Genomic DNA, 13,476 nt, shown 5'->3' on the forward strand with positions numbered 1-13,476 from the left:
GATCAAGGACGACGCGGAAACCCCGGCCACACCCGCCCCGCCGGTCACCGCCACCCCACCCCACCCCACCACCACTCCGGACACCGCGCCCCCCTCCCCCGCTCCCTGCCGAGCCGCAGCACACCCGGCCCCCACCAGGACTCCGTCCGCTTCACCGTCCTCGGACCCGTACGGGCCTGGCGCGGCACGACACCACTCGCGGCCGGATCCCCGCAGCAACGCGCCCTCCTCGCCCTCCTGCTGCTCCGCGGCGGACGGGCCGCCACCGCGGCCGAACTCGTCGACGCCCTCTGGGGCGACGAACCACCGCACGCCGCCCTCGCGGCACTGCGCACCTACGCCTCACGCATCCGCAAATCACTCGGAGCACACGCGGACATGATGGTCGCCGAATCCGGCGGCTACGCACTGCGCGGGTTGCGCGACCAGCCACTCGACCTCGACCTCGATCACGCGGAAAGGTACGCGGCCGAAGCCGAGAACGCCCGCGCCGCCGGCGACCGCCACACGGCCCGCCGCCTCCTGGACTCCGCCCTCGCCCTGTGGGACGGCGAACCGCTGGCCAGCCTCCCCGGGCCCTACGCCGAGAACCAGCGCACCCGCCTGGAGGAATGGCACCTGTCCCTCACGGAGACGCGCCTGGAACTCGACCTCGAACTCGGCCACCACACCGAAGCCGTCTCGGAACTCACCGCGCTCACCGCCGCCCACCCCCTGCGCGAACGCCTCCGCGAACTCCTCATGCTCGCCCTGTACCGCAGCGGCCGGCAGGCCGAAGCACTCGCCGTCTTCGCCGACACCCGCCGCCTGCTCGCCGACGAACTCGGCGTCGACCCCGCCCCCGCCCTCTCCGACCTCCAGCAGCGCATCCTGACCGCCGACCCCGAACTGGGCCCCCCAGCGCCCCGGAACACCGACGAACCAGCCCCCGTCATCCCCCTGCAACTGCCCGCCACCGTCCCGGACTTCGTCGCCCCCGACACCACCCTGACCCACCTGCGCGACCACCTCACCCCCACCGACGGGCTGTTCACACCGATCGCGGCCATCAGCGGCCCTCCCGGCGTCGGCAAGACCACCCTCGCCGTCCACGTCGCCCACCTCGCCCGCGACCGCTTCCCCGACGGCCAGCTCTACGCCGACCTCCAGGCCACCCACACCCCCACCGACCCCGCAACCGTCCTCGGCGCCTTCCTCCGCGCCCTCGGCACCCACGAACCCGACATCCCCGACGGCACCCACGAACGCGCCGCCCGCTACCGCGCCCTCCTCGCGGACCGCCGCGTCCTCGTCCTCCTCGACAACGCCCACGACGCCGCCCAGGTCCGTCCCCTCCTGCCCAGCACGGACGGCTCCGCGGCCCTCGTCACCAGCCGCTCCCGCCTCGTCGACCTCGCCGGCGCCCGGTTCGTCGACCTCGACGTCATGAGCCCGGCCCAGGGCGTGACCCTCTTCACCCGGATCGTCGGCGAACAGCGTGTCGCCGCCGAACCCGAAGCCGCCAGGGAGGTGGTCCACGCCTGCGGCCACCTGCCGCTCGCCATCCGCATCGCCGCCGCCCGGCTCGCCGCCCGCCGCACCTGGACCGTTTCCACCCTCGCCGCCAAACTCGCCGACGGACGCCGCCGACTCGACGAACTGCGTGCCGGTGACCTCGCCGTGGCAGCCGCCCTGGAATCCACCTACCGACTGCTCACACCACGGCAGGCACGGGCCTTCCGCCTCCTCGGCCTCGCCGACGGCCCGGACATCTCGCTCCCCGCGGCGGCCGCCCTGCTCGACACGGGCACGGACACCGACACCGACGAGACCAGCGGCATCGACGGGACCAGCAGCACCGAAGAACTCCTCGAATCCCTCGTCGACACCTCACTCCTGGAGACCGCCGCCCCCGGCCGCTACCGCTTCCACGACCTCGTACGCCTCTACGCCCGCTCCTGCGCCGAACGCGACGAGCACCCACCGGAAGCGCGCTCGGCAGCCCTCACCCGGCTGCTCCACCACTACCTCGCCACCGCCACCGACGCCCACCAGCTCAAATGCCCCGGCGACCGACTCCTCGACCACCTCACCCCGGCCACTCGGCCCGGCACCGTGTTCACCAGCCGCAACGCCGCACTGGACTGGGTGTTCACCCAGGGCCACAACCTCCTGGCAGCCGCACGGCAAGCCACCACCCCCGGACGCAGCCCCCACGAGCTGCGCCCCGCCACCGACCTGCTCCTCCTCACCCAGGACCTGCTCGCCCCCTCCGTCCTCCTCCCCCAGTACGAGCAGACCGCCCACCCCCTCGCCGAAGCCGCCCACGAAGCAGGAGACACCACCACCGAAGCCCGCGCCCGCCTCCTCCTCAGCCGCGCCCACGCCCGGCTCGGACGCTTCCGGGAAGCCGAGATCCAGTCCCGCGCGGCCCTCACCCTCGGACAGCTCGCCGACGACCCCGTCGTACGCGGCCGAGCCCTGAACCTCCGCGGCGTCGAAGCACTCACCGCCCACCGCCACGGGGACGCCCTCACGCACTTCACCCAGGCTCTCGACGCCTTCCGGCGCGACGACGACCGGTACGGCGAAGCCGCGGTACTCGCCTACCAGGCGCGCGCCCTGCTCGGACTCGGACGGCAAGAGGAAGCCCTGGCCGCCGCGGACCGTGCCCTCCGCCACCACCGCGACCTCGGCGCCTCCGCCCGACTGGCACACGGCCTGTACACGACAGGCCTCACCCTAGCCGCAGCCGGCCGGCTGGACGCGGCACGGTCCAGGTACACCGAAGCTCTGGCGCTCTTCCACGAAGAACGCCAGAGCCTGTGGGCCGGTCTCGCCCTCTACCGGCTCGCCGAAGCCTGCCTCGAAGCCGGGCAGCCCCTCGAAGCCGCACGCCACGCGGAAACCGCCCTCAGCGCACTCCGGATCAACGGCGGTACCTGGCGACGCGCCAAAGTCCTCGTCACCCTCGGCCACGCCCTGCGGGCAGCCGACCGGCCGGAACGCGCGCACGTCGCCTGGCAGGAGGCGCTACGGCTCTTCACGACGCTGCGCGCCCCCGAGGCCGACGACGTACGCGCCCTGCTCGGCCTCCCGGCACCGCGCACCCCGCCGCCGCGCGCCAGCCCTGACCGCTACTCGCCTTCCTTGACCTTCTTGTCCTTGTCCTTCTGCTGTTCCTTCTGCTGCTTCTTCTCCTCGGCGTCCTCGATGACCGCCTCGGCGACCTGCTGCATGGACAGCCTGCGGTCCATCGACGTCTTCTGGATCCAGCGGAAGGCGGCCGGCTCGGTCAGCCCGTACTGGGTCTGCAGAACGCTCTTCGCCCGGTCCACCAGCTTGCGGGTCTCCAGGCGCTGGGTGAGGTCGGCGACCTCCTTCTCCAGCGTCTTCAGCTCCGTGAACCGGCTCACCGCCATCTCGATCGCCGGCACCACGTCGCTCTTGCTGAACGGCTTGACGAGGTACGCCATGGCCCCGGCGTCCCGCGCCCGCTCCACCAGTTCGCGCTGCGAGAACGCGGTGAGCATCAGCACCGGGGCGATGCTCTCCTCGGCGATCTTCTCGGCGGCGGAGATCCCGTCGAGGATCGGCATCTTCACGTCCAGGATCACCAGGTCCGGCCGGTGCTCCCGGGCCAGCTCCACGGCTTTCGCCCCGTCCCCGGCCTCGCCGACGACGGTGTACCCCTCCTCCTCCAGCATCTCCTTGAGATCGAGACGGATGAGGGCCTCGTCCTCGGCGATGACCACACGCGTGGTCTGCGGCGGGACATGCGACTGATCGTCCTCGGCGACGGGCTGCTCGGGCTCGGCGGCGCTCACGGGTCTCCTCGTTCCAGGCAGGTGGTGCCCCATGAGCCTACCTATCTCCTGTATGTTTGAGGCACGGCGGGTCTCCGCTAGCCTTGGTTTTCAAGGTAAGCCCTGGTAGTCCAGCGGAAGAGACACGGTGCTCAAACCACCGACAGCGTGGGTTCGAATCCCACCCAGGGCACTTCACCTTCGATTCGAAGGCGACCCGCCGGTTGGCGATCTTCACTCTACGCGGTGAACGCAGCAGCGAATCAGCCCGCTCGGGCAGACATCCCGCCAAGCTCGTATTCATGTACGACCTTGATACGCGTCAACGAGCCCTGGAGCTCCTTCGGCAGGGCGTCACCAATCGCATGGTGGCGCAGCAACTCGACGTCCCGCGCGGAACCGTCGGCTGGTGGCGCCACGAAGACCGCAAGCGCCGTGGCGAGCCGTTCGAGCGCGCCCACGACTGCCCCCGTTGCGCACCCCGGCCCTTCGACCGCAGGGGCTACGCATACTTACTCGGCCTCTATCTCGGCGACGGCCACATCGTCTCGAAAACGAAACAGCACCACTTGTCCGTCTACTGCGGTGATGCCTGGCCCGGCCTCGTAGACGAGGCCGAGGAGGCCATGCGCAAAGTGATGGCCATGCCGTCCACAGGCCGACGCCAGAAGACGGGGTGCGTGGAGGTGAAGTCCTACACCCGGCACTGGACGTGCCTCTTCCCCCAGCACGGCTCCGGCAGGAAGCACGAGCGGCCCATCGTCCTGGAGTCATGGCAACAGGAGATCGTCGACGCCTATCCGTGGGAACTGATCCGCGGCTTGATTCATTCGGACGGATGCCGGGTCACCAACTGGACCACGCAGCTCGTCGGCGGTCAGTCCAAGCGGTACGAATACCCCCGCTATTTCTTCACCAACAAGTCCGAGGACATCCTGAAAATCTGCTCCGACACCCTGACGGCCGTGGGCATCGAATGGAAGATCACCCGGAAGTTCGGTGACCCGTTCAACATCTCCGTGGCGCAGCGTGCCTCCGTAGCCCTCATGGACATCCACATCGGCCCGAAGTACTGATCTCTGAAGGCGGACTCGGCCATGTACGACATCCCCACCCGCAAACGCGCCCTCGCCCTCCTGGCCCAAGGGCGTAGCCTCAACTCCGTCAGCAAGGAGACCGGGATATCGCGGTCGGCGATGCGCGAGTGGCGCGTCAGGCTGGAACCTCTCGCCCGCCCGAGGACGGAGTGCGTGCGGTGTGCGAGTGAGCCGCGGCCGCCCGCCGATGCCGCCGCGTACGCGTATCTGCTCGGGCTCTACCTGGGGGACGGCTGCATCAGTCCGCACCCGCACGGCGGCTTCGTCATGCGGATCGCGTGTGCGGATGCGTGGCCGGGCCTCATCGACGCTTGTCGTGCGGCGGTGCTCCGAGCGGGGACCGGCAACAGCGTCTGCCTGGTGCGTAAGCAGGGCTGCGTCATGGTGTCCTGTTACAGCGCTCACTGGCCCTGCCTGTTCCCCCAGCACGGGCCCGGTAAGAAGCACGACCGTCCGATTGTTCTGGAGCCCTGGCAGCAGCGCATCGTCGACGCTCACCCCTGGGAATTCATTCGCGGCCTCTTCCACTCCGACGGCTGCCGGATCACCAATTGGGCGACCCGCCTCGTAGGCGGCGTGCGCAAGCGGTACGAGTATCCGCGGTATTTCTTCACCAACGCCTCGGCCGACATCGTCCGGCTCTGTACGGACACGCTGGACGCGGTGGGGGTGGCCTGGCGGCAGGCCCGTCACAGTCGTCGCGCGCAGAATGTCTCGGTGGCCCGCCGTGCTTCCGTGGAGCTGATGGATGCACACGTCGGGCCCAAGTACTGAAGCGGTGTCCGCGGGTGGCGGGCTACTCCGGGGAGTCGTCCTCGCCGATGCGGTGGACGCGGACGAGGTTGGTGGAGCCGGCGACGCCGGGCGGGGAGCCGGCGGTGATGATGACGACGTCGCCGCGTTCGCAGCGGCCGATGCGCAGGAGTTCTTCGTCAACCTGGGCGACCATCTCGTCGGTGGAGTCGACCTTGGGGCCGAGGAAGGTTTCGACGCCCCAGGTGAGGTTGAGCTGGGAGCGGGTGGCGGGTTCGGGGGTGAAGGCGAGGAGCGGGATGGGTGAGCGGTAGCGGGACAGGCGGCGGACGGTGTCGCCGGACTGGGTGAAGGCGACGAGGAACTTGGCGCCGAGGAAGTCGCCCATCTCGGCGGCGGCGCGGGCGACGGCGCCGCCCTGGGTGCGGGGTTTGCTGCGGTCGGTGAGCGGGGGCAGGCCCTTGGTGAGGATGTCCTCCTCGGCCGCGGCGACGATGCGGGCCATGGTGCGTACGGTTTCGGTGGCGTACTTGCCGACGCTGGTCTCGCCGGAGAGCATCACCGCGTCGGTGCCGTCGATGACGGCGTTGGCGACGTCGGAGGCTTCGGCGCGGGTGGGCCGGGAGTTCTCGATCATGGAGTCGAGCATCTGGGTGGCGACGATGACCGGCTTCGCATTGCGTTTGGCGAGTTTGATGGCGCGCTTCTGGACGATCGGGACCGTTTCCAGGGGCATTTCGACGCCGAGGTCGCCGCGGGCGACCATGATGCCGTCGAAGGCGGCGACGATGGCGTCGATGGCGTCGACGGCCTGGGGTTTTTCGACCTTGGCGATGACGGGCCGGAAGCAGTTCTCCTGGCGCATGATGCGGTGGACGTCGTCGATGTCGTCGCCGCTGCGGACGAAGGAGAGGGCGATGATGTCGGCGCCGATGCGCAGGGCCCAGCGGAGGTCTTCGCAGTCCTTCTCGGAGAGGGCGGGGACGGAGACGGCGACGCCGGGGAGATTGAGGCCCTTGTGGTCGGAGACCATGCCGCCTTCGACGACCTTGGTGTGGACCTCGGTGTCGCGGACGTCGGTGACCTGGAGGGTGACCTTGCCGTCGTCGACGAGGATGCGTTCGCCGGGGGTGACGTCGTCGGCGAGGCCTTCGTAGGTGGTGCCGCAGCAGTGGCGGTCGCCCTGGACGCCGGGGCGGACGGTGATGGTGAAGGCGTCGTCGCGTTCGAGAAGTACGGGGCCTTCGCGGAAGCGGCCGAGTCGGATCTTCGGACCTTGAAGATCCGCGAGGACGCCGACGCTGCGGCCGGTCTCCTCGGATGCTTTGCGTACCCGCTCGTACCGCGCCTCGTGGTCGGCGTAGGTGCCGTGGCTGAGGTTGAAGCGGGCCACGTCCATGCCGGCTTCGACGAGTGCCTTGATCTGCTCGTACGAGTCGGTGGCGGGTCCCAGTGTGCAGACGATCTTTGCTCGGCGCATGGTTCGACCCTACGACCTACTCATAGGTAGGGAACTGTGGGGAAGTGACTGCCCAACGGCCTTTATGTGAAAGGCTCTTGACAAGTAGTTGAATGCGCGCGCCGGTGCTCCTATGAGCGGATAAGTGCCAGTGGTGGCGCTCGGGGTCACAGGGTGGGGCGGGTCATCGTGAAGCGGGCGTTGATCTGTGCGTACACCTCTTGGCGCGCGGGTTCGAGGTCGAGGGCGGGGGCGCTTTCGGCCGCGGCCGCTCCCCGTAGGCGACGGAGCGGAACGCGCCGCCGGGTACGGGCATCGGTGTGGCGTCGTCGGCGCCGGTGTCGGCGAGTTCGAGGACGGCGTCGAGGCGCGCGCCGAGGGCTTCGGCGTATTCGCGGGCGCGCTGGACGGCTTCGTGCACGGCCTGCCGGCGGGCTTCGCGGTGGGCGGGCGAGTCGGGGCGCAGGGCCCACCAGGGGCCGTCGACGCGGGTGAGGTCGAGGTCGGCGAGGCGGGTGGTGAGTTCGCCGAGGGCGGTGAAGTCGGCGAGGGTGGCGGTGACGCGGACGCGTCCGTGATAGGCGCGTACGCGTTCGTGGCGGCCTTTGGCGGTAATTTCGGGGGTGACGGAGAAGGCGCCGGTGTCGAGTTTCTCGACGGCGTCGCCGTAGCTCTTGACGAGGGTGAGGACCTGGTCGTTGCGGTGGGTGAGGTCGTTGAGGGTGGTGGTGCGGTCGGTGCCGCGGGCCTGGACGGTGATGTCGATGCGGGCGATCTCGGGGTCGGCCTCGATGCGGGCTTCGCCGCGTACGGCGAGGCGGGGTGCGTCGGGGGTGCCGTACGGGTGGGCGGCGGGCCGGGTGTCGGGGTCGGTCATGGGGGGCAGCCTGGCACGGGGTGGGGCGTTTGTCAGGGAGGGGCCGGGGTGGGCGGTCATCTGATCGCAACCTGTGGGGACTGTTGCGGGCGGGGCTGCTGAGCCAGAATCTACGCGCGTTGTCCATGAGTGTTGCGGTGGCAGGAGTGTCGCGGTGGGCGACGGTCCCGGCGGTTTACGCCGCGGGGCCGTCGCCGTTGCCCGCCGCCGCCGTGTTCCGTCGAAGGAGATGTTCATGCCGCTCGGCCGTAGGAAGTTCCTGGGGAGTTCGGTCGCCACGGGCGCGGGGGCCGCGCTCATCGGTACGGGGGCGCCGTCGGCGGCGGCCGCACCGGTGTCCGGCGGCGGGGCGCGGCCCGCGCGGCGTTACGCCTTCACGGTCATGGGGACCACGGATCTGCACGGCAATGTCTTCAACTGGGATTACGCGGCCGACGCGGAATTCGACGACAAGGACCACAACGATGTGGGGCTGGCGAAGATTTCCACGCTGGTGCGGCGGGTCCGGGAGGAGAAGGGTGCCCGCAATACGCTGTTGATCGACGCGGGTGACACGATTCAGGGTACGCAGCTGGCGTACTACTACGCGAAGGTCGATCCGATCACGGGTCCGAACGGTCCGGTGCATCCGATGGCGAAGGCGATGAACGCCATCGGTTATGACGCGGCGGCGCTCGGCAATCACGAGTTCAATTACGGCCTGAAGGTGCTGCGCAAGTTCGAGGAGCACTGCGACTTCCCGCTGCTGGGGGCGAACGCGGTGGACGCGAAGTCGTTGCGGCCGGCTTTTCCGCCGTACTGGATGAAGCGGCTCCGTACGCCGTGCGGTGGTCAGGTGAAGGTGGCGGTGCTGGGGCTGACGAATCCGGGGGTCGCGATCTGGGACAGGGCGCATGTGCAGGGGAAGCTGGCGTTTCCGGGGCTGGCGGAGCAGGCGGCGAAGTGGGTGCCGAAGCTGCGGTCGATGGGCGCGGACGTGGTGATCGTGTCGGCGCATTCGGGGACGAGCGGTACGTCGTCGTACGGGGATCAGCTGCCGCATGTGGAGAACGCGGCGGCGCTGGTGGCGGAGCGGGTGCCGGGGATCGACGCGATTCTGGTGGGGCACGCGCATGTGGAGGTGCCGGAGCGGCGGGTGGTGAATCGTGAGTCGGGGCGCGCGGTGGTGCTGTCGGAGCCGCTGAAGTGGGGGCAGCGGCTGACCCTGTTCGACTTCGAGCTGGTGCGGTCGCGGGGGCGCTGGTCGGTGGAGTCGGTGTCGGCGAAGGTGCTGAATTCCAATACCGTGCCGGAGGATTCGCGGATCACTCGGCTGCTGCGTTCCGAGCAGCGGAAGGTGGTGGCGTACGTCAATCAGGTCATCGGGCGGTCGAAGGCGGAGATGACCGCGGCGCAGGCGCCGTACAAAGACACGCCGGTGCTGGATTTCATCGCGTTCGTGCAGGCGGAGGCGGTGCGAAAGGCGTTGGCCGGTGGTGAGTACGCGACGTTGCCGGTGCTGTCGCAGGCTTCGTGTTTCTCGCGGTCGGCGGCGGTTCCGGCGGGTGCGGTGACGATCCGGTCGATGGCCGCGCTGTATCCGTTCGACAATACGCTGGAGGCGCGGGTGCTGACCGGGAAGCAGCTGCGGGAGTATCTGGAGTTCTCCGCGCGGTATTACGTGCGGACGCCGGCGGGCGGTCCGGTCGATCCGGCGAAGCTGACGAATGCGGACGGCATTCCGGATTACAACTACGACGCGGTGAGCGGTGTGTCGTACGAGATCGACGTCGCGAGGGAGCCGGGGCGGCGGATCGGGAAGCTGTCGTTCGAGGGGAAGCCGGTGGCGGACGACGCGCGGTTCGTGCTGGCGGTGAACAACTACCGGGCGAGCGGCGGCGGCAACTACCCGCATGTGGCGAAGGCGCCGCAGGTGTGGTCGACGTCGGAGGAGATCCGGAATGTGATCATCGGGTGGGTGAAGGAGACCGGGGAGATCGACCCGGCGCGATTCGCGTCCGAGGACTGGCGGCTGACCCGGGACGGGGTGCCGGTGTTCTGACCCACGGGGGTGTGCTGGCCCGGGACGGAGTGCCGGTGTTCTGAGCCCGGGGTGTGCTGGCCCGGCGCGGTGTGCGACGGCCCAGGTGTCCATCGGGGTGGAGCCTGGGCCGGGTGGGTCAGGGGTTTTCGATGAGGGTGGAGTTGGGGCGGGGGATGTCGGTGAGGTTGCGGGGCGGGGAGGGGCGCAGGCCGAAGGTGGTGAAGGCGGTGCGGGAGGGGAGGGGGTAGGTGGTGCTCTCGGTGAGGGAGTTGAGGATGGTGGCGCTGCGCCAGGCGGAGAGGCCGAGGTCGGGGGTGCCGACGCCGTGGGTGTGGTGTTCGGCGTTCTGTACGTAGACGGAGCCGTTGACGCAAGGGTCGAGGAGGAGGCGCTGGTCTGCGTCGATACGGGGGCGTCCGGCGGCGTCACGGCGCATGTAGGGGTCGAGGGCGGCGAGCAGGGTGTCGGTACGGCCTTCGCGGTAGCCGGTGGCGAGGACGACGGCGTCGGTGGTCAGGCGGGAGCGGGCGCCCTGGTGGGGGTGGTCGAGATGGAGTTCGACCTTGGTGGTGCCGACGCGTCCCGCGGTGCGGACGGTGACGCCGGGGGTGAGGGTGGCGTCGGGCCAGCCGCCGTGCAGGGTGCGACGGTAGAGCTCGTCGTGGATGGCGGCGAGGGTGGCGTGGTCGATGCCCTTGTGGAGCTGCCACTGGCCGGGGAGGAGCTGGTCGCGTACGGGTTCGGGGAGGGCGTGGAAGTAGCGGGTGTAGTCGGGGGTGAAGTGTTCGAGGCCGAGTTTGCTGTATTCCATGGGGGCGAAGGCGGCGGTGCGGGCCAGCCAGTGGAGGCCTTCGCGGCCGGCGGGGCGGGAGCGCAGCAGGTCGAGGAAGACTTCGGCGCCGGACTGTCCCGCGCCGACGACGGTGATGTGGTCGGCGGTCAGCAGGCGTTCGCGGTGGGCGAGGTAGTCGGCGGCGTGCAGGACGGGGACGGCGGGGGCGTCGACGAGGGGTTTGAGGGGGTCGGGCACGTGGGGGACGGTGCCGATACCGAGGGCGAGGTTGCGGGCGTGGGTGCGGCCGAGGGCTTCGGCTTCGCCGTCCTCGCCCAGCTCGGTGTAGTCGACTTCGAAGGAGGCGCGGTCGCTGTTCCAGCGGACGGCGTCGACCTGGTGGCGGAAGTGCAGGCCGGGGAGGTTCTCGCTGACCCAGCGGCAGTAGGCGTCGTATTCGGCGCGGTGGATGTGGAAGCGTTCGGCGAAGTAGAAGGGGAAGAGGCGTTCCCGGTGCTTGAGGTAGTTCAGGAAGCTCCAGGGGCTGGCGGGGTCGGCGAGGGTGACGAGGTCGGCGAGGAAGGGGACTTGGAGGGTGGCGTCCTCGATGAGGAGGCCGGGGTGCCAGCGGAAGGCGGGGCGCTGGTCGTAGAAGGCGGTGCGCAGGTGGGTGAGGGGCTGGGCGAGGGCGGCGAGGGAGAGGTTGAAGGGGCCGATGCCGATGCCGGCGAGGTCCAGTGGTGTGTCGGGGTCGGTGGGCGGCCGGGTGGTGGCGGGTTCGGGAGCGGGGGGCCGGGTGACGGTGGCGTGGAGGCCGGTGTGTGCGGGGCGTCCGGGGTCCGGGGACGGCAGTTGGAGGGTGATGGCTTCGGGGTGGGGGGTGGTGCTCATCGGGGGGTGTGGCCTTCCACGAGTTTGAGGAGCGAGGCGAGGTCGTCGGTGGTGGTGTAGGGGTTGAGGAGGGTGGCCTTGAGCCAGAGGCCGGTGGGGGTGGCGGCGCGGCCGAGGACGGCGCGGCCGTGGTGCAGGAGGCGGCGGCGGATGGTGGCGACGGTGGTGTCGTCGGCGCCGGTGGGGCGGAAGAGGACGGTGCTGAGGGTGGGGTGGGAGTGGAGTTCGAAGGCGGGGTGGCCGTCGATGAGGCCGGCGAGAGTGCGGGCGGCGGCGAGGGTGCGGTCGACGAGGTCGGCGAGGCCCGTACGGCCGAGGGCCTGGAGGGTGACGGCCATTTTGAGGATGTCGGGGCGGCGGGTGGTGCGCAGGGAGCGGCCGAGGAGGTCGGGGAGGCCGGCTTCGGTGTCGTCGTCGGCGTTGAGGTAGGCGGCGCGGTGGGTGAGCGCGGCGAGGTCGGCGGTGCGGGGGACGGCGAGGAGGCCGGCGGCGACCGGTTGCCAGCCGAGTTTGTGCAGGTCGAGGGTGACGGTGTGGGCGCGGTGCAGGCCGTCGAGGAGGGCGCGGTGGGTGGTGCTGAAGAGGAGCGGGCCACCGTACGCGGCGTCGACGTGGAGACGGGCGCCGTGGGTGCGGGTGAGGTCGGCGAGGGCGGGCAGCGGGTCGATGGCGCCGGTGTCGGTGGTGCCCGCGGTGGCGCAGACGAGAACGGGGACGGCGGGGCCCCCGGGGTTGCCGGGGTGACGGAGGTCAGTGAGGGCGGTGTGGAGGGTGTGGGGGTCGAGGATGCCGTCGGGGGTGGGCAGGGTGAGGGGTTCGGGGAGGCCGAGGAGCCAGGCGGCGCGGTGGATGCTGTGGTGGGCGTTGGCGCCGCAGACGACGCGCAACGGCTCGGAGTGGCGGGTACGGGCGTGTTCGCGGGCGAGGAGGAGGCCGAGCTGGTTGGCCTCGGTGCCGCCGGTGGTGACGAGGGCGTCGGGCTGTTCGTCCTCGTGCGGACGTCCGGGGATCGTGGGGGTGTCGGGCCTGTAGGGATGGACGGGGGCGCCGGGTCCGTATGGGGGCGTGGGGCTGTTGTGTCCGTACGGGCGTGGGGGCTGCTGGGTCCGTATGTGGGTGTGAGGCCGTCCGGCCCGTACGGGGGCGTGGGGCCATCCGGTCCGTACGGGGGCGTGGGACCGCCGGGTCCGTACGGGGGCGTGAGGCCGCCGGCTCCGTACAGGTGAGTGGGGCCGCCGGGCCCGTACGGATGTGTGGGGTCGTCCGGTCCGTACGGGTACACGAGGGCGGCGAGTTCGCGGGTCGTGCGGGCTTCGAGGGCGGAGGCCGCGGGGGCCTGGTCCCAGGAGTCCATGGACGGGTTGAGGGCGGCGGCGGCCAGGTCGGCCGCGGCGGCGAGGGCCAGCGGCGGGCAGTGCAGGTGGGCCGCGCAGTGCGGGTCGGCGGGGTCGGCCGCGCCTTCGGCCAGGGCGTGGACGAGGGCGCGCAGTGCTTCGTGCGGACCGCGGCCGGTCTCGGGAAGGACGGGCCCGGTGACCTCCCGCAGCCGCGCGGCGACGCGGCCGGGGCCCCCGGCGGGCAGGGGCCCGCCCCGGGCTTCCGCACCGTCGCGCAGTGCGTCGAGGACGGTGCCGAGGAGGGGCCGCAGAGCATCGGGGCCTGCGGCTCCGCCGGCGAGGGGCGGGGTGTTCATGGGCGGTCCTTCGGGTGCGCGACAGCGGGCACACCACAGACTGTCCGGGGCCGGGTGGCGTACCTGCCGAGCTGGGCGAGCTCAACCCGAAAGGGGTACCCATGCGCTGGGCGGGGCGGCGGTGAT

General features: G+C 70.8%; 6 protein-coding genes, 1 tRNA gene and 3 pseudogenes. 5 read left to right on the forward strand and 5 right to left on the reverse strand.

Features of this window, described 5'->3' with window-relative positions; all coding sequences use genetic code 11:
- Positions 1-105: 105 nt before the first annotated feature.
- Positions 106-3,069 (forward strand): annotated as a pseudogene (locus ACEXOX_RS13950) (BTAD domain-containing putative transcriptional regulator); the annotation flags it as partial.
- Between the two features lie 47 nt (positions 3,070-3,116).
- Here the strand turns inward: ACEXOX_RS13950 and ACEXOX_RS13955 are convergent.
- A complete protein-coding gene (locus tag ACEXOX_RS13955; protein WP_406526339.1) occupies positions 3,117-3,806 on the reverse strand; it encodes an ANTAR domain-containing response regulator in 690 nt (229 codons plus the stop codon).
- Between the two features lie 99 nt (positions 3,807-3,905).
- On the opposite strand from ACEXOX_RS13955, the gene ACEXOX_RS13960 reads away from it, so the two are divergent.
- The 3 genes from ACEXOX_RS13960 (at position 3,906) to ACEXOX_RS13970 (ending at position 5,656) form a co-directional block, all read left to right on the forward strand.
- Positions 3,906-3,978, forward strand: a tRNA-Leu gene (locus tag ACEXOX_RS13960).
- Between the two features lie 109 nt (positions 3,979-4,087).
- On the forward strand, positions 4,088-4,861 hold the full coding sequence (locus ACEXOX_RS13965; RefSeq protein ID WP_406520884.1) for a helix-turn-helix domain-containing protein: 774 nt from the start codon (positions 4,088-4,090) through the stop codon (positions 4,859-4,861).
- 21 nt (positions 4,862-4,882) lie between these two features.
- The gene (locus tag ACEXOX_RS13970; protein ID WP_406520886.1) at positions 4,883-5,656 is read left to right on the forward strand and encodes a transcriptional regulator; all 774 of its coding nucleotides are present in this window, start codon (positions 4,883-4,885) and stop codon (positions 5,654-5,656) included.
- A 22-nt stretch (positions 5,657-5,678) separates the two neighbouring features.
- Here ACEXOX_RS13970 and pyk read toward each other — a convergent pair whose 3' ends face one another.
- Positions 5,679-7,115 (reverse strand): pyruvate kinase, encoded by a 1,437-nt coding sequence (pyk, locus tag ACEXOX_RS13975; protein ID WP_406520887.1) that lies wholly within the window; start codon positions 7,113-7,115, stop codon positions 5,679-5,681.
- 146 nt (positions 7,116-7,261) lie between these two features.
- Positions 7,262-7,971 (reverse strand): annotated as a pseudogene (locus ACEXOX_RS13980) (SIMPL domain-containing protein).
- Between the two features lie 235 nt (positions 7,972-8,206).
- Between ACEXOX_RS13980 and ACEXOX_RS13985 the strand changes: the two are divergent.
- Entirely contained in the window at positions 8,207-10,012 is a 1,806-nt protein-coding gene (locus ACEXOX_RS13985; RefSeq protein ID WP_406526340.1) for a bifunctional metallophosphatase/5'-nucleotidase, read from the forward strand.
- Positions 10,013-10,130: 118 nt separating this feature from the next.
- Here ACEXOX_RS13985 and ACEXOX_RS13990 read toward each other — a convergent pair whose 3' ends face one another.
- Positions 10,131-11,657 carry a lysine N(6)-hydroxylase/L-ornithine N(5)-oxygenase family protein gene (locus ACEXOX_RS13990; protein WP_406520889.1) on the reverse strand — a complete coding sequence of 509 codons (1,527 nt, stop codon included), beginning with the start codon at positions 11,655-11,657 and terminating at the stop codon, positions 10,131-10,133.
- Positions 11,654-13,350: pseudogene (locus tag ACEXOX_RS13995) on the reverse strand (pyridoxal phosphate-dependent decarboxylase family protein). Before ACEXOX_RS13995 ends, ACEXOX_RS13990 begins: the two are co-directional and overlap by 4 nt.
- Positions 13,351-13,476 lie beyond the last annotated feature (126 nt).

The organism is Streptomyces sp. Ac-502 (assembly GCF_045222935.1).
GTDB lineage: Bacteria > Actinomycetota > Actinomycetes > Streptomycetales > Streptomycetaceae > Streptomyces > Streptomyces monomycini.

What these genes read in the sequence shown, in the direction of transcription:
- ACEXOX_RS13990 (WP_406520889.1), bottom strand. Translation starts at nt 11,657, where the DNA reads ATGAGCACCACCCCCCACCCCGAAGCCATCACCCTCCAACTGCCGTCC.
- ACEXOX_RS13965 (WP_406520884.1), top strand. Translation starts at nt 4,088, where the DNA reads ATGTACGACCTTGATACGCGTCAACGAGCCCTGGAGCTCCTTCGGCAG.
- ACEXOX_RS13970 (WP_406520886.1), top strand. Translation starts at nt 4,883, where the DNA reads ATGTACGACATCCCCACCCGCAAACGCGCCCTCGCCCTCCTGGCCCAA.
- pyk (WP_406520887.1), bottom strand. Translation starts at nt 7,115, where the DNA reads ATGCGCCGAGCAAAGATCGTCTGCACACTGGGACCCGCCACCGACTCG.
- ACEXOX_RS13985 (WP_406526340.1), top strand. Translation starts at nt 8,207, where the DNA reads ATGCCGCTCGGCCGTAGGAAGTTCCTGGGGAGTTCGGTCGCCACGGGC.